Below are 20257 nucleotides of genomic sequence, written 5' to 3' on the forward strand. Positions count from 1 at the left end.
AAAAACACAGTTTTACGGCTATTTTTTGCGTATTTATATTGACTAAAAAGTGAATTTTTCCATCAAACTGACAAACTCAGGAAAATCCAGTCAAATACAATCCTCCTTGGTTTTTCAAAGATTTTCAAAAGTAAAATAATTTTAAAGTCGAAAAATTAGCTTATTAATTTAGTCTATTTACTTAAATTTTTCTATTTTTGTCGATTTTATTGACATTAAAGCTAAAAAGTTCAAAATCAATTTAATCTAAAAAGTCGCAAAAATTTGAAAAAAAATACAAAAAAAAGAGTAAAATTTACTTTTAAAAGGTAAAATGAAGTAAATTTTACTTTTTTATTTAATAAAATCATAAAAAAACACCATTGTAGTGCTATAATTTTAAATATTTGATTAAAAACCACATAGAGGAAAAATATATATGCCTAAAAATACTAATAGATTAGCAATAGCACTGACCGCTGTTGGCGGTGTTGCTATTTTTGCAACGACTATTGGGCTTGTAACTCGAATTCGCTATACAGGAGAAAATCCCCGAGCTGAATTAGAAAGTCTAGTTTCGCGAGTCCAAAATGTTGCCTTTAAATCTGATGTCTTTGATGATTCTACCACATATAGCCAAATAAAATCACAACTTTTTGACGAAAGTGGAAAATTAATAGCTGGTACAGATTTAAATAAATTTATATCTTTTTACACACAGGTTAACTCCAAACTACGTAAATTTGAGCCAACTTTTGCACCAAATAAGCCATTTTTAGAATTTATTGACTTAATTCCAAATGATAATGATCAAAGTTTTGAGCTCCGTTTCCGTGCAAAGCACCAAGTTGATAACAATCACACAGCATTTTCAACCATTATCTCAAAAAAAGTGTCTTACGCACAACGTTCACAATTTGCTCTTGCTGAATTTAATTCAAACTTAGAAAAAATAACCAAAAGTTTCAAAGAAAATATCCAAAATCTAAAAAGACAAGATTTTAGCTCTAGTGTTGTAAATCCAAGTTTAACTGATCAAAAAATTGCATCTTTAACTCGTGCAGAAGATTTTGCCGCTGATATTAATAAATCTGGAACTGAAGCAGAGGCTATTGAAAAAATAAGTCAATATTTCCCTGATTTTCAAAAATTAATTAATGAATTAAATTTTGACAAAAATAATTTTTTCCCTTTCAAACAAGGAACAATTTACAATTTTAGTTTAGAAAAACACCCTGGAACAAATAATTTTATTTCAGTTGGCCCAAATTCAGTTCCAAGTTTTTTAGTTAAGGCTGAATTAAGTGATGATGCAAAATTTGAACTTAAAAATTTCAATATTGAAGATGCCCAATTGCTTGAAAAAATTGATTTAGTGCCGCAGGTTAGTTCAAGTTCTGAGTCAAGTCAAGGTGAAGAAACTGCAGAAAAACAAGCTAAACCACCAACTTATTTTGCTGATGTAGACGATATTTTGTCTAAAATTTCACTCAGAAAATTACAGTTTACTGATTTTAAAGCTGGAAGTAAGCCGGTTCAAACTCAAGCTTCAGTTCAAGCTAGCTTATTAGCCTCTGGAGGTTCAGAAGTTAGACAATTAGTTCAGGTTGCCACCGATCTTACCCAAGCTCAGACCCAACCTCAAACTGAAACATCTGGGCAGCAAACTGGTGAACAAGGGACCGGAGGAGCAGGAGCAACTACAGGATCAACTGGGGCAGGAGCAGATGGCGCAGCTGGAACAGACGGAACATCAACTGGCGGAACCACAGATCAATCTAACGGAGAATCTGGCGCTGAGCAACCTGAAACTGCTCCAGCTAAACCTGAAGACAAAACAAAAGAATTAGTCAAATATCTTGAAATTTCAACTCGCACTGTAAATGATTTTTTCGCTAGTTTTAATAAAAAAATATATTCTTCTATTAGAGAAAAATCCAAAGAAGTAGTAGATAAAATAAATTCTGAATTATTAATTAAGCCAATTTCCCTTGATTTTGGTGATTTTAATAAATATTTTGACAAAAAACAACCTGAGGGCGTTGATTTTTACTTAGATCTTTCTAAAGCACAAGAAAAAGATGGTGTTAATACAGAAAATTCAAATCTTGAAATCCCGGTTGTAATTAATCTTTATTCAAGTTTTTTTGGCGACTCAGAAAACAAACTTTTAGGATCTAAAACTTCAGTTTTTGAAATTCCTAATTTCAAGAAGGTTGGAACACAAACTGGGACAGCGGGCGTAAATATTGAATCTAATTTAGATACAGAGCGAAAAACATTCTATAATCTTGATGGTTTACCTTCAACTTCTTCTCAGGCAACTTCAGTTACTGTTTCAACAGCAGGAACAGCAACTACCCAAAATAAACAAATTAGAATCGGTTCAACAACAGCTTATATTTCTAAAGCTGAATTAGAAAATTTAATCGGTGGAACTAGCGAGGGAACCGAGCAAACTACTGAATCAAAAGCACCTAAATTTGAAGAAATTAAGAAAATTATTGGAAATCCTTTCCAATATGCATATGATTTTGATGCAAATGAGTCAATGCTAAGAGCTTGAGTTGGACAGCAAAAATTCCCTAAACCTGAAGATTTTGCTAACTTTACAGAAAATAATTTTATTGCATCAGATTACAAAATAAAATCATTGAAATCTGATAAATTCTTCAAAAATGAATATGATGTTGCTTCCTTTTATGCGTATTTAATCCAAATGGAACCTGCTCAGGTTTTAAATTATCTATTTGAAATTGCTAAAGCAAATGGCTTAGTTGATAAAGATGCTTCAATTAATCTAAATGATATAAAAGATGACAATATTTTCAAAATTGCATCAGATGTTAAGCTTAAGACAACCCAAGACAATCCAGTTTATTCACTTGATTTTAACAACCAGTTTTTAGGTTTTGACTCTCGTGGTTGAATTTCTAATCTATTTTTACCAAAAACTGTTTGAGAAAAAACAAATACTTTAATTAATGACAGTGATATTTTTAAACAGTTAAATGAATATTCACCTGTTAAAGTTGAAGCAGATTCAGCAACTGGTTCAGGAGGAGTATCAACAACTAGCTCAGGAACAGGCGATGATCTTTATAAATCATTGCAAGAAGCTGCTAAAAAAATTAAAGAAAATCTTAAAAAACAAAGTTCCTCAATTTTAAAAGCCGGTGATGGTAGTGGTGGTGGCTCAGGAAGTTCAGGTTCAGAGTCAACTACTCAAACTTCAATTCAAGCTGAAATCAAAAAATTCTTCGAAGAAAAAACACAATCACTTAGCACTTTAAAAGATTTATTGCTAGCATTTTACTTTAAAGCTAAAGAATTAAGCAACTTTAATGCTTGATCAAAATTAGGCAGTGATCTAGATTATAAAATTGTTTTTGAAAAACAGACAGGTTCAACAACTTCATCAGGTGGTGGTGAAACTCTTACCGCACCTTCTGGTCTTGAGGACTATAAATTAACCTATTATTACAAGGTTTTTGACAAAAATACAGGCGTTGATAAATATCAAACTCCAAAAATTGACTTAAATTTATGAGTTAATAAACAAGATACTCAAAGAACTGAAAGAGATGAATTAAATAAAGCTGTTTTAAGTATTCCACCATCATTTTCACTGTTTTACCTTAAAAAAGATGAATTTGAGAAGCTCGCAAAAGGTCAATCTGATCAAACTACAGACAATAAAAAATTCGAAGAAACTTCAGTATTCAAAGAAATTCAAACAAAAATTCAAGAAAACAATAAAGATCTCAAACTCTCAGTTGTTTCAATAGATGAAGATAAAATCAGTCCGCAAAGATTTAAAGTTGTGAATTTACAAATCGAAAAAACTACACCAACAACTGGTTCCGAAGGTTCTGCACCTGCTCAGTCAGTTAAGTCAAGTCTTAGTTTCCAAGTTAGAATTGCACTAGATGATACAGAACAAAAATAAGAAAATTTCTACCATTTTAAAGGAGAAAAAATGTTAAATAAAGAAAATAAGTCAAAAAGTATAAAAACAATAATTTCCACAGGTTTTTCGATCACCGCAATTCTTACAACAATCGTTGCAGTTCCTATTGGTTTAACAATTTTTGAGAGATCATATAGTTCACAAATTTTTGGAAACGTTGATAAAAATGAAGTTGTCAGTTTAAAAACTCAGTCTACCTTTAGCGAAGAAGATTTTATTAAAGTCCTTAATGAACTAAAATTACACGACCAGTATAAAAATTTATCAGCAAAAACAGCCCTTTCACTGGCTAAAAATCCTTCATATGCATTTAATTTTTTAAATGCATATGACTTTAGTCCAATAACAAAGCACAATTTCCGGGTAGTTTTAGATATTGAAAAAGCAAGTCCTTCTGGCACTGAAGTAAAAAATGTTGTAGTTTATGCTCATTCAGATCAATTTAAACTTACTTATTCAAAACAAACTGATCTTAAAGGTTTTGCCCAAAGCGATAAGGCTGATGGTGATTTAGTTGGATTCCAAATTGATCTTGAAAAGTCAAAACTAGAACTTACAGGTACAAAAAACTCCAATTTAGTAGCCTCAGAAGTTGCTTTCAAACTTGATAATGACTTTCAAGCTTTTTATAAAAGAACACGTTCAAAATCACAAGCTTTTTCTGATGCTCTGTTCCAAAATGGACTGGCTTATAATTTAGTTAATACTTTAGGTCTGCCTTCAATTTTGGAAAAAGGTTATGTTTTAGCACCAAAAACAGTTGAAAACCAAAAAGCTAAACAAGAAAAAATAGTTATGGTTGGCGATTCAGACACCAAAAGAGTTGACAGTCTAATGAAAGTTGAAAACTTAGTTTTCAAAAATCTTAACGATAATGCCGGAACTCTTTCAATTGCTTTTGAACTAAAAGATCCAGCTGGTAAACTTATCAAAGAATTTGACTTTCCAATTTTAGGAATTAAAAAATTAAGCGATGATGTAAAAACTGTTGAGGAAAAAATTCTTTCACAATTTAGCAATTTTGTTCAATTAAAACCACTGGTTCAAATTGCACTTGTCAAAGATAATCTAAGTTTGGCCCAAATTGTCTACAAAACTGATAATAACCCCGTTAATCTCGCCACAGTCTTGAGCAAAATTACGCAAAACTCACAACAAAATGGACGACAGAGCCAAGTTTCGACCCAACTTTTCCAAGATCCAGGCCAAAATTCACAAGCTAATAATGCCAAAGTTGACATAAACCGCCAAGATTTAAGCGCTTTTTTCAATTTAAAGTCTGAAAAATTCCAAGTTCCTGGACTTGATGGTTATTATGTTAAAATTAACAGCATTAAATTAGCAGAAAATTTAACCCAAGCGCAAAAAGATAAACTTGTACAAGAAAATAAAGTTTCTTTTGAGGTTGATTTTCAAATAGAAAAACAACTAAATATTGAAGCTCCTTACCTTGAAAATGAATTTGTTAAGTCAAATTATCCAAAAGTTCTTGAATCTTCTCTTGCAAGTTTAGGAAAAGGAAATGATTCTAAATTTGTTTTAGTTGACCTTGGTTCTTCAAAATCTAATGTTGAAGTTCAACTTGATTATGATGAAAATCAGCGAAAAGTTCTAAATGCTGTTCTAGAACAAAACTCAGAAGTTGACTTTACAAATTTAGACAAAATTGATCTTGAAGATCCAAAGTTTGAAAACTTTAATCCTCTAGTTAAAACTTTTGAATTCAAAGAAAATCCTAATGGTCCAAAATTAACTTTAGAATATGTTAAATCTCTAGTTTCAGAAGTAGTTGAAGATGCTAAAAAACAAAAAACTTTTACTGAAGTAGCTAAAAAACTTTTCATTTTAGATTTAGGAATGGAACCTGAAAGTGCCAGCGCTCTCCAAAAATATATAGATAGAAACAAACCAAGATTTGAACCTACTTCTAAAGACACTGGTAGCGAAAAACCAAAAGAAGATGAGAAAAAAACAGAGGGAGAAGGCGAGAAAAAACCAGAAGAAGGAGCAGGTACAACACCACCAGCAGATTCTCAACCATCAACTGGCGCTCCAGCTCCAACCCCTCCTGCTCCTGCTCCTGCTCAACCTCCTGCAGCCGCTCCAGCCGCTGGTTCAGCTCCTGCCGCTACTTCAACATCTGGATCCCAAACAACCTCATCAACAACAGCATTCCAAGATGATCCAAATACTAAAACTAAAGATGATCAAGACGCTAAAACTAAAACTGAAACAAATGAAGTTTCAACTTTTAAAGGTTTAGGTGTTGAACTTTGAGCATTTTTACAAAAATCTAATTATTCTGCACTTGGTCAAACTGATTATCAAGCAGAAGTAGTTACAAAATCTGATAGTCAAATTGATGTAATTCTTAGTTTTGGTCCAAAAACTGAAACAGAGACAAAAGATTCAAATCCTAAAGCTATTTTCTCAATTACACAATTAGAAAACGATGCTGATTATGATGTATTAAGAAGTTATAATCCAACCGTATTTTTTGATTTTCGCCAAAATCAAAAAACAGATGGAAGTGACAAAATTACAAAAATACAACCACTTAACCGTGGCGATGTAAAAATTGATCTTGAAAATGATAAAGATAATGTTGCTAGTCAAGATGGATTATTAGTAACTAAAGCTGTTGAAATTAGAGAGGTTCCGGCAAGTCCACAGGAAGCTGCGGCGAATGAACCAACCGCGCCAACTATGCCAGCAACCACAATGCCAGCAAGTACTGAAATGCCAGCGCCAACTGCAGTGGCTGCAAGTGAAACAGCAGCTACTGTGCCAGCAAGTGAAACAGCGACAGTACCAACAGCTACAACAGAAACAATGACAACTGCAGCTACACCTACTGTTGAACCTAAAAAACAAGTTCTTGAATCTGGAGTAATATTTTTAGCTTTCCAACCGCATAATATTAGTGATAATAAAAAGCATTATTTAATTGCATCCGAAGATGGTAAAGGTATTTTCATTAAAAAAATCAAACTAGATGGTGGCAAAAATGAGAAATTTGCTTTAGGTGTTGATGAAAACCCGGGAGATACTTCCTCTAGCGATGGTTCAGGTCCCAAAGTTGACTCATTTGTTGCTTTAGTTTCCGGAATTGATGGAGAAGCCGACACTCGACTTCTATTTGATGAGTCTTCTGGTACTAATGGTACTTCTACCGGTGAAGTAAGAAATAGAGTTGAATTTACACTTGCGCCCGTTCCCCCTGAACCTTTCAGACAAACTAATGTAAATAAAGAAGAATCCGATGACTTTGACTTTATTAAAGATGGAGATTTAATGTTCTTAACTTTAATAAAAGATAAGCAAAAATGGACAATTTGACTAACTTCTTCAAAAGCAAAAAATCCTTATAATCAAAGAATTTCTAGTGTTTTAGACCTAAGTTTAGGAAGTCCTGTTGATCACGCCAAAAGTTTAACTTGAACTCATTTAGGTCCTAGAGTTGAATCAACTTCAACTGCAGTTGCAACTAGTGAAACACAAACTCAAACTGCCACAACTGAAACTGCATCTCCAACTCAAATCTTGTTCAAAGGTTTTGCAGTTTATGACTCACCTACTTTAGCAACCAATGTTGAAACTGTTTCAACCTTAAATAATCTTTTTATTAAAAAATTCATTAAATAATTTTTTAATAAAAAACAGAGAAAATAAAAAGTAAACTTTTAGAGACAAAAGTTTACTTTTTTATATTAATAACAACAGTTTATATTAAAATATAAAATAAATCATTATAATTATTATATTATGCAAAAAAACATAAATCCTTTTTATTCTGGAATTAGACTAATAGATCTTCCCCAACCAGTTTTAATTACTCTATCTGTTATTTTCTTTGTTCTTGCGATTATTTCAATTTCATTTCACAAATATACAAGAAAAAAAATTCAACAATACAAAGAACTTCAAATGGAAGATTGAAAAAGAGAAAATCCGGGCAAAAAACATTTTACTTACGAGCAGACAAAAATGTTTTTACCCGCTTGGCAAAGAGCAAAATACAATGCCCATATTTTTTTGTCTGTAATTTTTGTTGTTGGCGGTTTTGTTTTTGCATTTGGCAACACACTAACAACTTTATAAGTCTAATTTTGTTGTTTTTGTCTTTAAAATTATTTTTTCTTAGTTTTTTCCAAAAGCTTCAAAACAAATAAAAAAATTTTTATCCTTTTCGACCCCCAAATACCAAAAAATCCTATAAATTCATAGGGTTTTTTTATTTTTTTTCGCAAAAAAAGAAAAAAAATATTTTAAAAAGAAAATTTTTTGTTAAAAAAATTTTCTTTTTGGTAAAATTATAATCCATTTAATTTTTTAATTATTTAAAGAGCTATTTAGAGGTGAAAAAATGAGTCAAGAAAACAACAATTTAAAAATTAAACAAAAAAATGATTACTATAACCTTTCAGTTTCGCCTCTGGAATATGCCTATAATAATTTTTCGGGAAAAATGCGTTCAGTAAACTGAAATGTCATCAATGATCCTAAAGATTTAGAAGTTTGAACCCGTGTAGTTCAAAATTTCTGAATTCCAGAAAAAATTCCCCTTTCAAACGATTTAGAATCATGAAGAAGTCTGTCACCAGAATGACAACAACTTGTAACCCGAACTTTTACAGGTCTAACTCTGCTTGATACAATTCAAGCAACAATTGGTGATGTAGCCCAAATTGGTCATTCTCTGACCGATCACGAGCAAGTTATATATGCTAATTTTGCCTTTATGGTGGGGGTTCATGCTCGTTCTTATGGTTCGATTTTTTCAACTTTTTGTTCAAGTGAAGAAATCGAAGAGGCACACAATTGAGTAATAAATAATGAAAAATTACAAAAAAGAGCAAGAATTCTAATCCCTTTTTATGTTGGAAAAGATCCTTTAAAATCAAAAGTTGCTGCCGCACTAATGCCTGGTTTTCTACTTTATGGCGGTTTTTATCTTCCTTTTTACCTTTCTTCAAGATCAAAACTGCCAAATACTTCTGATATAATCCGTTTAATTTTACGCGACAAAGTGATCCACAATTATTATTCAGGCTATAAATATCAAAGAAAGGTTGAAAAATTAAGCCCTGAAAAACAAAAAGAAATGAAAGACTTTGTTTTTGATTTACTTTATAAATTAATCGACTTAGAAAAAGATTACTTATATGACTTATATTCTGAAGTTGGAATTGCCGAATCTGCAATAAAATTTAGTCTTTATAATGCTGGCAAATTTTTACAAAATTTAGGATATGACTCACCTTTTACAAAAGAAGAAACTGAAATTGAACCTGAAGTTTTTAGCCAATTATCGGCTCGGGCAGACGAAAATCATGATTTTTTCTCAGGAAATGGCTCTTCTTATGTAATGGCTCTTGCTGAAGAAACTGAAGATGAAGACTGGGAGTTCTAAAATGGAAAATAACCAAAAACCCTATGAATTAGGTGATTATTCTAAACCTAAAGGTGAAATTTTTCTTGTTTATTTCTCTTCAATTTCTAATAATACTCACCGTTTTATTGAAAAACTTGGCTTTAAAAATCAAAGAATTCCAATTGATCTTGACTCTCAAATTGAAGTCAGTCAAGATTATGTACTTTTTTGCCCTACTTACAGCGGCGGAAAAGGTGACACAAGCGGATCGGTACCAAAACCGGTAATAAAATTTTTAAATAATGAACAAAACCGTAAATTTTGTAAAGGAGTTATCGCCTCTGGAAACACTAATTTTGGCGATACATACGCTCTTGCTGGCCCGGTTTTGTCAAAAAAATTGAATGTCCCTTTTTTATATCACTTTGAGCTCTTAGGGACTTCTGATGATGTTATTAATGTTAAGACAATATTAAATAATTTTTGGGAAAAATAAATGAAAACACACGACAAAAATCACGTTTTTAGTTCTAGTAGCTCTGAAAGTTATATTAGCCTAAATGCAAAGGCCAAATTATTTTCAAAAAATCCAGATGCATATAAATTTGATATTTTAGCCGGGCAAAAATATATTAGTGAACATATTGAGCCTCGATTTAAAGTATTTAATTCGTTCAAAGACCGAATTAATTTTTTGCTTAGCCAAAATTATTATGACCCTGCAGTCATAAATCAATATTCATTTGAACAACTTGAAGAATTAAACCAAAAAGCTTGAAGTTATAATCATTTTTTCCCTTCATTTATGGGTGCTTTTAAATTTTATTCTTCATATGCCCTAAAATCTGATGATAATTTAACATATTTAGAACATTTTCCTGACCGAGCTTTGTTAAATAGTTTATTTTTGGCTAATGGAAATTTCGAAGATGCCAAAGAAATTCTTGAGCAAATAATGTTAGGTAGATTTCAGCCAGCTACCCCAACTTTTTTAAATGCAGGAAAACTAAGAAGAGGAGAGTTTGTTTCTTGCTATTTAATTAGAGTTGAAGACAATATGGAATCAATTTCGCGGGCAATCACAACTTCTTTGCAACTTTCAAAGCGTGGTGGCGGAGTTAGTGTTTTACTGACAAACCTACGTGAATTAGGGGCGCCAATTAAAAACATTGAAAATCAAGCAACAGGTGTAATTCCTGTCATGAAAATACTTGAAGACTCTTTTTCGTATGCAAACCAACTTGGACAACGTCAAGGTGCTGGCGCTGTTTATTTAAATGTTCACCATCCTGATATTTTGTCTTTCCTTGATACAAAAAGGGAAAATGCTGATGAAAAAATCAGAATAAAATCGCTGTCTCTGGGCGTTATAATCCCAAATATAACACTAACACTGGCCAAAAACAACGAGCAAATGGCACTTTTTTCTGTCTATGATACCGAAAAATTTTATAAAAAACCTTTTAGTGACATTTCAATCAGTCAAGAATACTACAAAATGTTAGATAATCCCAAAATTAAAAAAACCTTTATTTCAGCAAGAAAATTATTTCAAACAATTGCTGAATTACAATTTGAAAGCGGTTATCCTTATATTTTATTTGAAGACACTGTTAATGATGCAAATGCTCATCCTGATCGGGTTGTAATGTCAAATTTATGTTCAGAAATTACTCAACCTTCAACTCCAAGTTCTTATTTTCCTGACCTAAGTTTTAAAGAAATTGGCCAGGATATCTGCTGTAATTTAGGTTCACTAAACATTGACAAAGCCATGGAATCAGGTAAAGATTTTCAAAAAATGGTTCACTATTCAATTGTTGGCCTTGATAGTGTCTCAAGAAATTCTGATCTTTCAGTTGCCCCTTCAATTCAAAAAGGGAATAATCTAAACCATGCAATTGGACTTGGAGCTATGAATTTACACGGTTTTTTAGCCAAAAACCAAATAATGTATGACTCAGAAGAAGCCCTTGACTTTACAAATATTTTCTTTTATTGTCTAGCTTTTTCAGCTTTTAAGTCTTCTTTAGAATTGGCAAAAAAATTTGGGCCTTTTGCTGGTTTTGAAAAAACCACATTTGCCAGCGGCAAATATTTTGAAAAATATACAAAAGTTGATAAGTCCACTTTTGTACCTAAAACCGCTAGAATTCAGCAACTTTTTGAAGACTATCAAGTTGCAATTCCATCTCAAGAAGACTGAATTGAACTGGTAGAGCAAATTAAAATTCACGGAATTGCCAATTCACATTTAATGGCAATTGCTCCAACTGGGTCAATTTCTTATCTTAATTCTTGTACCCCTTCGCTTCAGCCAGTTGTTGCCCCTGTTGAAGTTAGAAAAGAAGGAAAACTAGGGCGAATTTATGTTCCTTCATACCAATTAGGTCCAAAAACATACGACTTTTATCAAAAAGGAGCATATGAACTTGGACCAATTCCAATTATTAACATCGTTGCCGAAGCCCAAAAACACGTGGATCAGTCAATTTCAATGACATTATTTTTAACTGACAAAGCAACAACTCGCGATTTAAATAAAGCATATATTCATGCCTTTAAAAAAGGTTGCAAGTCAATTTATTATGTAAGAATTCGCCAAGATGTCCTTGAAGATTCAGAAAACTATGAATTTTGCGAGTCTTGTTCCATTTAATTTTTCAAAATAAAATATTTTGAAAAATTAATGTTTAATATTGATTTTTAATTCTTTCAAGATTTTTATTGTATTTTTCCAAATAAGCTTGAGTTACTTGATCAATATTTCAGTTCAAAATTTCAATAAAGCCAAGGAAATATTCAAACAAATTAACAAGAGTTTCTTTTTCCTTTTTATGCAAAAACTCAGTGGCTAAAATAAAGACTTTTTTAAATTGTTCGTTAATATCTTTGTTCTTAACAAACTTTGTTTCAAAAACTTGTTGGCTTTGAAAATGAATTCCGGCTGAAACAAGAAAATGAATTGCATCAACAAATTCTTCGATAGTTTTATCAAAATTAGACTTTTTGTTAATTTTTCAATATTTAAAGCTTTCAATTTCATTCGCAAATTCAGCAATTTCGACTATGGCAGCAATTATTACCTTATCTTGCCATTGGTGATCAACCTTTGCAATTAAATCATTACCATAACTATATTCGGCAAAAAGTTTATCTAAAATTTTTTGTTTTTCAAAAATTAGTTTTAAATCAACAATCATATTACTTCACACAAAAAAAATATATAATTAATAAATGTATAATTATATATTTTTTTGTTTATTTTTCAAAGAAAAAAAATTATTTTGCATTTTCCAGAGTTTCCTGGTTTGGTGGCAAAAATTCACTTTTTAGTGAATATAAATATAAAAAAAATGTCCGTAAATCCAGGTTTTTTTACCTAAAGTCTTAATTTTTATTATTTTGAAATTAGGCTTTTGCAAAAAAAAAAAAAAAAATGCTTTGCCTAAAATAAAATTATGTTATAATAACTCTCACTAAGAATGAATTAATAAATTTTGATATTGAATTAAGGGGGAATTAATTATGTTTTTGCCATAAAACAATCAGAAAATGCGACTTTTCCGTCATATTTTTAAATATGATGCAATGCCTTAAATTTACCCGTTTAGAAATCTACAAATTTAAGGCTTTTAATTATTGTTCTTTCAAAACTTCATATGTTTTTTTAGGCTCAATGTAAATAAAAACGAGTTTTCTATTTTCATTGAGTTTAAATAGTAGTTGTATTTTTTTTATGGTTTTTGTTATTTTGTCCATAAAATGATTTTTGCCAGTGTTTTAAAATTGTAATTAACTTTTGTCAAAAAAGTTAAAAAAGTGCCCAAAAACAGGACACTTTTTAAGATTATATCATCAAACTGGGAAAGTCGGGAAAAAAATTATTCTGCTTTTTTTGAATTATTTAAAATAGTTTTTCGAGCATTTTCAGGTAAAGATTTGCCATATTCAAAATAATGGCCAATTTCCTTAAAGGCATTTTTACTTATTTTTAATTTTTCAAATTCTTCCGGTTCGAGACTTAATTTTATTGGCTGATTTTTCTCAATTTTTTCAACAAAATCAGGATCAGGCACAAATGCTGAAGAAATTCCGACAAAATCAGAAAATTGAATAGCTTCGACTGATTTTTCTAAGGAATTTATTGAACCACTAGCAATAACCGGGATTTTTCCTTGCAATTTTTCATAAACTACATCGGAAATTAAACGGTTAAAATTATTTGATTTTGACCGAACTTTGTCGCGAAAAACGTCAAAGCCCCAACCGGCAATTGCAAGGTAAGAAATTTTTATTCCTCTTTTTTCAATTAGATCTAAGAAATCTAGAAAATTTTCGACTGTGTAACCTAAATTATCGCCTCTTCGCTCCTCAGGAGTTGCCCGGTAACCTAACAAAAAATTAGGATTTTTTGATTTTAAAATAGTTTTTTGCACTTTTTCTAATATTTCTACCAAAAATCGAGATCTATTTTCAATATTTTGACAGCCATATTTATCATTTCGCTTGTTAGTATAATGTGAGAAAAATTCTTGTGGTAATAATTTTTGCGCTGAAGAAATTTCAACCCCATCAAAACCAGCCTTAATTGCCCTTAGACAAGCATCCGCATATTGACTAACAATTTTTTGAATTTGCTTTTGTGTAAGACGAAAAACCTTGTATTTTACGGGATAATTTCGCTTTTCTGCACTAGGTCCATAGCAAAAACCATCTTTTTCAATTTTTGAAACAGAGTGAGAACCAGCATGAATTAATTGTAAAATTGCGATACTTCCCTTTGATTTTATTGCCTTTGCAAGTTTTGTTAGACCTTCAATATCGCTGTCATTTTCAATACTATGACCGTATTTGAACAAACTACCTGATTTACAAACGTAAACTCCACCTGTAATTGTCATTGGTGCGCTATGAGCTCTTGCACTAAAAAAATCTAAATCTGCTTGGCAAACTTGGCCATTTTCAGAAAGATTAAGATTAATTGGACTAAAAACAAATCGGTTTTTTAATGTGAAATTACCAATTTGATACGGTTTAAAAAGTTTGTTTTTCATATTTAGTTTAAAAGTAAGTTACAAATTTCTTCTTCATCAACTTTTTGGCTAAAATAATCATCCAATTTTGCATATTTTAGCCGATTTAATAGTTGATCTTGATTTAATTTTGTCCCAATTAAGAAATTTTCTAACTCTAAAAGCGATTTTTTCGGGAAAAAATCGCCTGAAATTTTAATTTTGCTAATTTTTCCTTCATCAATTTCTAAAGAAAATGTTATTGTTCCAACTTTTGTTCTAATTGATCTGTTGAACGAATAATTTGGACTAAGTCCTCAAACAAAATCCCAATTTTTGTATTTTTCAGCAACCATTTTGTCAATTTGGACTCAATCACTATCAGTAAGTTCGTATTTTTTGAACTTTTCTTCTGAATTTACTTTCAAAAATTCAGTCAAAAATAAGTCTTTCATTTCAAAAATTGAAAAATTTTGGTATTCTTCTGAAAGCTTATTTTTTAAATTAGTTACCCGTTGAGAAACAGATTTTATCCCTTTTGCTTCAATTTTTTTTTGGTTTGGAGTTAGAATTTTGCCAATAAAATCAAAATCTACATCATATAAAAGTGAAAAACCTGCATAAATTCTATCATTTACAAGCGACATAGCCGCACCAGAAACTTTTTTCCCTTCAATTTGAAGGTCATTTTTTCCACTAAATTGCACATTTTTTATCCCTAAGTTTTGCAAAACTTTAACAACAGGTTCGTAAAATTGTGTATAATTCCCGAGTAAATTTTTATTTTTTTCATATGGGAATGAAAAACAAAAATTTACTCCATTTCTATCTAAATAAATTGCTCCACCACCAGTGTCGCGTCTAACAACTTCAATGTTTTTTTGCTTTAAAAGTTCAAGATTAACTTCAACACTTGGATTTTGAAAATAACCAATTTGGACGTGTGGATCACAAATATAAGGAAAAACAATTGTTTCATCTAGTTTTAAGTTTTTGATTGCTCAATATTGAATTGCGAGCAAAATTGCACCGTCAAAAACTCATTTTCCATCGCGTTTTGGTTCGATTAAGTACATTTTTATTCCTGTTCTGTTATTTTTTGTAGCAGTAATTTAACATCCTCATGAAAAAAATAGGATTTTTCAAGAATATCCTTGTTAGTACGGTATTTTTTCTGATTTATAACTAGATATTTTGCATTTTTGAATTTTTTTGTCATCTCTTGAAACGGCAATTTAATTAATTGCGGGGTCGTAAATCCAACCCCTATTTCAAGAAAAACTAAGTTTTTATCTTTATTTTTTTCAATAAAATTATTGTAATTTGCTTTTTGGTTGTCGAAGTTTTGGTCTTCAACCATTCCTTTAAACGAAATTCTTTTGTTTATTTCTAAAAAGGCATTACATTCTGGGCATTTTGGCAATAAATTATAATCAACCTTCATATTTTTTTGATTTTCTACCATTTTTAGAATCAATTCATCATCTTGGTATAAAAAATTTTTACACATTTTTGAGCACTGCATTAAATTATATTTACCTTGGATGTAAAAAATTTTTTGATTGTCAAATCCTGATTTTTCAAAAAAACTATCAGAATTTGTGGTTATTATAAAAAAATTTTTATTTTCTAAAATTTTTTTCAAATTCAAAAAACTTTCTGATTCTTTAAGATCTAAAAAATTAACTTTCGCAAATCTACTATGAAAAGCTCAGTATGTTTCTCATGATCCAAAATCATAAAGCGAAGCTTGAAGCATATCTAAAAAATGGTATTTTTCGATAAAATCTTTAAAATTATCACTGAATTTTGATCCATAATAATTATTTCCATCTGCACTTGTTAGTCCCGAACCAACTCCAACAACAATTGCATCAGCTGAATCAAGGATTTTCTTGATTTTTATCGCTTGATCTAGTGTACTAAAAGTCCTCAAGTTCATCAAATTCACTTTGGTCTATATCTTTTGCTTTAAAAAGTCAATTTTTATCTGACTCATGCGAATTCAAAATTTTTGGATCCTTTTCAGCTAATTGATTTAGTTCAATAATTCTACATTTTAATGGTGTTTTTATTGAAAAAACAGTTTTTGAAGCTTCAATTTTAGCGACAACATCATTTTTTTCTAGTTGTTTTTTATTCGTAAATTTTAAAAATCCGATTGTTCCAAGATCATCTTGTAATTCTGCCGTTAAATAGATAGTAAAAATTTCATTTTTTTGTTCAATTATCAAGAAATTAGCAATTTTTTTCATAGCAATCCTCTTAAATTTTTTGTTAATATCTAAAATGATATTACCACAAAAAAGCAACTAATGGCAAAAAATCTATAAATATAAATAAATCAGTTCAAAAATTCGATAAATTACTATATTAATTTCAAAAAAAATCAAGAATACGGCGTCAAATAGAAAGAATGGAGAATCACATTTAAAAACAAAATTATAAACATTCACTACTTTTTTATAAAATTATAAAAAATTATTGTAGATAAAATTAAAATTCAGCATGGCTCTAATTAAATAATTTTTACTTTCTTAGCTAATTATAGACATTAATTAAAAAAATAATTTGGAATGGAAAAATATTTTGCGAAAATGGTATAATAGTAAAAGTTTTAAAAAAAACATTATTAACAATTATCATTATTATTTTTCAGAAAGGTACAATCATGACTATTTCAAAATTAAAAAAAATTTTAGGCTTCGCATTTATTAGCCTTATTCCTGCAACATTTTTTTCCTATAGTAGCGTCCACAACAACATAAATTTAACAAACGAAAAATCACAACCTCAATTATTTTCATATTATAAACTAGACAAAGCATGAAGAGCAACAAAAGCAAAGCGTATTTTAGATGAACTTCGCGAATCAAATCACAAGGGACTATCTAAAAACAATGATTACAACGGTTACTTTGATCCAGATGATTTTAATCCAGAAGAACTTGATTTTGAAGAAAATCACAAAATCCGAACAACCGATCAAGGAGAATTAGAAATTCTTATTAAGGGTGTTAAACAAGTTGTATATTGGGGTGGATTATTTTGGCAAGATAAAGCTGCGTGATTAGGAAGAGCGGAAATTCAGTACACCAAAAACAGAAATTTTTCCAATTATTATAATTATTACTATAATTACAAACCAGATGAAATTAATTTAAAGACGCATTCTTGAATTTCTGGACTAGCTACCCCGTCTTTTGTAATAAATGGTAAGGTAGCTTATGCTACTAAAAAAAGGGAAGTAGCTGCTGAACTTGGCGCATCAGTAAAATTTGAATTTAATTCCTATGAATTAATAGAAACTTTTGAAAAAAGAAATACTGATAGACTAGTAATGAATTATCAAGGTGTTGGATGGAATTACAAAATATCAGATTTTGGTCAATATGCAACCGGATTAGTGATAGATGACTATGAATATACTTCAATCGCAACAAATAACCCGCTGATTCGCGACAAAAATTCAAATTACAGAGCCTCCATATTCCCGCATTATATGGATAAAAAAAGTAAATTTTAATAATGATAAAAATAGAAAAATTAACTAAAAAAATTGATAATAAATTTATTTTTAATAATTTAAATCTGGAAATTCCTTTAAATAAAATTACATTCGTAATTGGAAAATCTGGAATTGGTAAATCCACACTTATTAATTTAATTGCCGGATTTACAAAAAAAGACAGTGGAAAAATTTCTTTTTTTGATGAAAACGGTTCTGAATTGGAAAAACCATTAGTTGATGTTGTTTTTCAAGACTTTAATTTAATTGAGTCATTAAGTATAAAAAATAATATTTTAATAGCAAATCACATTTTGAATCGTGAATCAGATGATTTAGAAATACAACAAGCCGCTAATTCTATCGGTATTGAAACCAACAAACTAGATCAGGTAGCAAAAAATTTATCAGGCGGTGAAAAACAACGAGCTGCATTTTTAAGAAGTTTATCAAGAAAAAGTGATTTTATTTTGCTTGACGAACCAACTGGTAATTTGGACCATGAAAATTCCATTGCTTTACTCGATTTATTAGTTAAAGCTTCTGAAAGTAAAACAATTTTAATTGTTAGTCATGATTTAGAATTAGCAAACCAATATGCCGATCAAATTATTAATTTAGAAGATTTATCCGTTAATGTTATAGAAAATAATAAACAAATTAATATTGAATGAAAAAATAAACACTCAAACCTAATATCAAACCAGGTCTATAAAAAGCCTGGTTTCTTACAAAAATTTAAAGTAGCTTTATTGCTTGTGCTCGCGGATTTTAAATCAAAAATTACGAGTTTTATTTTAGTTTTAGTAACATTTTTTGCTTTAATTTTTAGCATGGTTATTTTCATGAACTTACATGTTTCAGCAAAAAATATAGTCACTGACACGCTTGCCCAATCAAATTTTGACGCCATTAGAATTCGCGAAAAGGATATTATTTCTTTAGCCCCTGAAGAAATCGACCAACTTAAAAAGGATAACCCCAAAATAAAACACACTAGTTTACTATATAGTAGCCTTAAAGATTATACATTCATCTATAATGATAACGTTTCTCTCGAGAATCGCTCTATTCGATCAACTGATGAATCTGATTTTTTTAAAAACAGATTTAGCTCATTTAGTAAAGATGGAAATTTTAGTAATAGGTTTATTACCAATCCAAATGAAGTTATCCTCTCACAAAAATTAATTGAAGAATTAGAAATTGATAATCCAATTGGAAAAACAATTAAAATTGTTCACCTTAATTCATTAAATTTAGGGCAAAACCTTGAAGATTTAAATCCCTTTTCTGAATCAGCAACAATTGTGGGAATTTTAGATAAGTCTCTTGATGATGGTAGCAATTTTTCGCTTGTTCACATAGATAAACTAAAGTCAGTTTATCAAAAATCAAAACAAAATGAAAAAGAAAGTAAGTTTGATGAATTTGAGTTTTTACCTGATGATTATTTTTCATTAGACTTTGAAAAGTATGTTTTTAGTAGGCCAACAACCGTAGAAACTGACGAGACACTTGCAAAACCCAATAAAATACATAAGTCTTTCTATGAGAATTCAAATCAAGCCAATTCAATAAACTTGAAAAATGGTAGATTGCCTAAAAATTTTAATGAAATAGCAGTTAGCTCGAATATAACTGACAAAACAGGAAAACTTTTAAAAATTTCTAACAATAAAAATACTTTAATTTTTAAAGTTGTTGGAGTTTTTGATCCTGAAAAAGATGACGAAAATATTGCTATTTTTAACAATAATATTGAAAAATATTCCAACGAATTACTTCCAATAGCTGCTGTGCTTTATTTTGATCATGATAATTTATATAATAATATTACTGATTTTTTAAATAAATATAGCAAACTCGGTGTTAGTCGTTATTACTCGACAAATGGCGGTCCGGATCAAATTCTAAATCGAGCAATTTCCTCTCAATATGTTTTGTTATTAATTATTTTTGTGTCAATAATAATTTTTGGAATAAGTTTGTTAATTTTTGTGTCATTATATGCAACAAATCTTTCTAAATTCAAGAAAAAATCAATTGGTATTCTAAAGTCTCTTGGTGGGAAAACATCACAAATTTTCTTGTATCATTGATTAAATTTGGTAATACTTTCTGCTTTTGTTTTCGTTTTTGGTATTATATTTTCAATTTCTTTTGTGCCTTTAATTTATGGTGCAATTTCACATCAAAATTCAATTTTTCCTGATTATCAGCAAATTAGCGTTATTTTTATAATTATCTGGTTTGCTAGTTTCCTTATTTTATCAATTATATATTCATTAATTTCTTATATAACTTATAAAAAAGATATTGTGACATTATTAAAATAATTTTTAAAAATTATTAAAACTATATTTTTTTTATCAAAAGTCTTAATTTTATTATGTTGAATAAGAAGAATA

The 20257-nt window shown here is 29.9% G+C and carries 13 protein-coding genes; 8 read left to right on the top strand and 5 right to left on the bottom strand.

The genetic code is table 4. The features are described from left to right. The first annotated feature begins 418 nt into the window (after window positions 1–418). The 6 genes from QJQ40_RS00590 (at window position 419) to nrdE (ending at window position 11982) form a co-directional block, all read left to right on the top strand. Window positions 419–3928, top strand: a complete 3510-nt coding sequence (locus QJQ40_RS00590) for a P97 family adhesin (RefSeq protein WP_282861367.1) — start codon at window positions 419–421, stop codon at window positions 3926–3928. Window positions 3929–3958: 30 nt separating this feature from the next. Beyond that, window positions 3959–7594: a P110/LppT family adhesin N-terminal domain gene (locus QJQ40_RS00595; protein WP_282861369.1), complete on the top strand. Its 3636-nt coding sequence runs from the start codon at window positions 3959–3961 to the stop codon at window positions 7592–7594. 120 nt (window positions 7595–7714) lie between these two features. Beyond that, entirely contained in the window at window positions 7715–8050 is a 336-nt protein-coding gene (locus QJQ40_RS00600) for a hypothetical protein (RefSeq protein WP_282861370.1), read from the top strand. Between the two features lie 265 nt (window positions 8051–8315). Beyond that, the gene (nrdF, locus tag QJQ40_RS00605; protein WP_080719434.1) at window positions 8316–9362 is read left to right on the top strand and encodes a class 1b ribonucleoside-diphosphate reductase subunit beta; all 1047 of its coding nucleotides are present in this window, start codon (window positions 8316–8318) and stop codon (window positions 9360–9362) included. A gap of 1 nt (window position 9363) precedes the next feature. After that, window positions 9364–9819 carry a class Ib ribonucleoside-diphosphate reductase assembly flavoprotein NrdI gene (nrdI, locus tag QJQ40_RS00610; protein ID WP_282861372.1) on the top strand — a complete coding sequence of 152 codons (456 nt, stop codon included), beginning with the start codon at window positions 9364–9366 and terminating at the stop codon, window positions 9817–9819. Next, entirely contained in the window at window positions 9820–11982 is a 2163-nt protein-coding gene (nrdE, locus tag QJQ40_RS00615) for a class 1b ribonucleoside-diphosphate reductase subunit alpha (RefSeq protein ID WP_282861373.1), read from the top strand. A 34-nt stretch (window positions 11983–12016) separates the two neighbouring features. On the opposite strand, the gene QJQ40_RS00620 is transcribed toward nrdE, so the two are convergent. The 5 genes from QJQ40_RS00620 to QJQ40_RS00640 all read right to left on the bottom strand — a co-directional run bounded on the left by QJQ40_RS00620 (window position 12017) and on the right by QJQ40_RS00640 (window position 16593). After that, on the bottom strand, window positions 12017–12526 hold the full coding sequence (locus QJQ40_RS00620) for a dUTP diphosphatase (RefSeq protein WP_282861374.1): 510 nt from the start codon (window positions 12524–12526) through the stop codon (window positions 12017–12019). A gap of 681 nt (window positions 12527–13207) precedes the next feature. Beyond that, window positions 13208–14380, bottom strand: coding sequence for an NADH-dependent flavin oxidoreductase (locus tag QJQ40_RS00625; RefSeq protein ID WP_282861375.1), 1173 nt, complete (start codon window positions 14378–14380; stop codon window positions 13208–13210). 2 nt (window positions 14381–14382) lie between these two features. Beyond that, window positions 14383–15414, bottom strand: coding sequence for a lipoate--protein ligase (locus QJQ40_RS00630; protein ID WP_282861376.1), 1032 nt, complete (start codon window positions 15412–15414; stop codon window positions 14383–14385). Window positions 15415–15416: 2 nt separating this feature from the next. After that, window positions 15417–16280, bottom strand: a complete 864-nt coding sequence (locus tag QJQ40_RS00635; RefSeq protein WP_282861378.1) for a deacetylase SIR2 — start codon at window positions 16278–16280, stop codon at window positions 15417–15419. Further along, the gene (locus QJQ40_RS00640; RefSeq protein ID WP_255030745.1) at window positions 16261–16593 is read right to left on the bottom strand and encodes a glycine cleavage system protein H; all 333 of its coding nucleotides are present in this window, start codon (window positions 16591–16593) and stop codon (window positions 16261–16263) included. The genes QJQ40_RS00635 and QJQ40_RS00640 overlap by 20 nt, the downstream gene beginning before the upstream one ends. Before the next feature lie 416 nt (window positions 16594–17009). Between QJQ40_RS00640 and QJQ40_RS00645 the strand changes: the two genes are divergently transcribed. Beyond that, window positions 17010–17864: a hypothetical protein gene (locus QJQ40_RS00645; RefSeq protein WP_282861379.1), complete on the top strand. Its 855-nt coding sequence runs from the start codon at window positions 17010–17012 to the stop codon at window positions 17862–17864. Window positions 17865–17866: 2 nt separating this feature from the next. Continuing rightward, window positions 17867–20185, top strand: a complete 2319-nt coding sequence (locus tag QJQ40_RS00650) for an ATP-binding cassette domain-containing protein (RefSeq protein ID WP_282861380.1) — start codon at window positions 17867–17869, stop codon at window positions 20183–20185. The last annotated feature ends 72 nt before the right edge of the window (window positions 20186–20257 follow it).

The organism is Mesomycoplasma ovipneumoniae (genome assembly GCF_030012565.1).
In the GTDB taxonomy this organism is placed as follows: domain Bacteria; phylum Bacillota_I; class Bacilli_A; order Mycoplasmatales; family Metamycoplasmataceae; genus Mesomycoplasma; species Mesomycoplasma ovipneumoniae_D.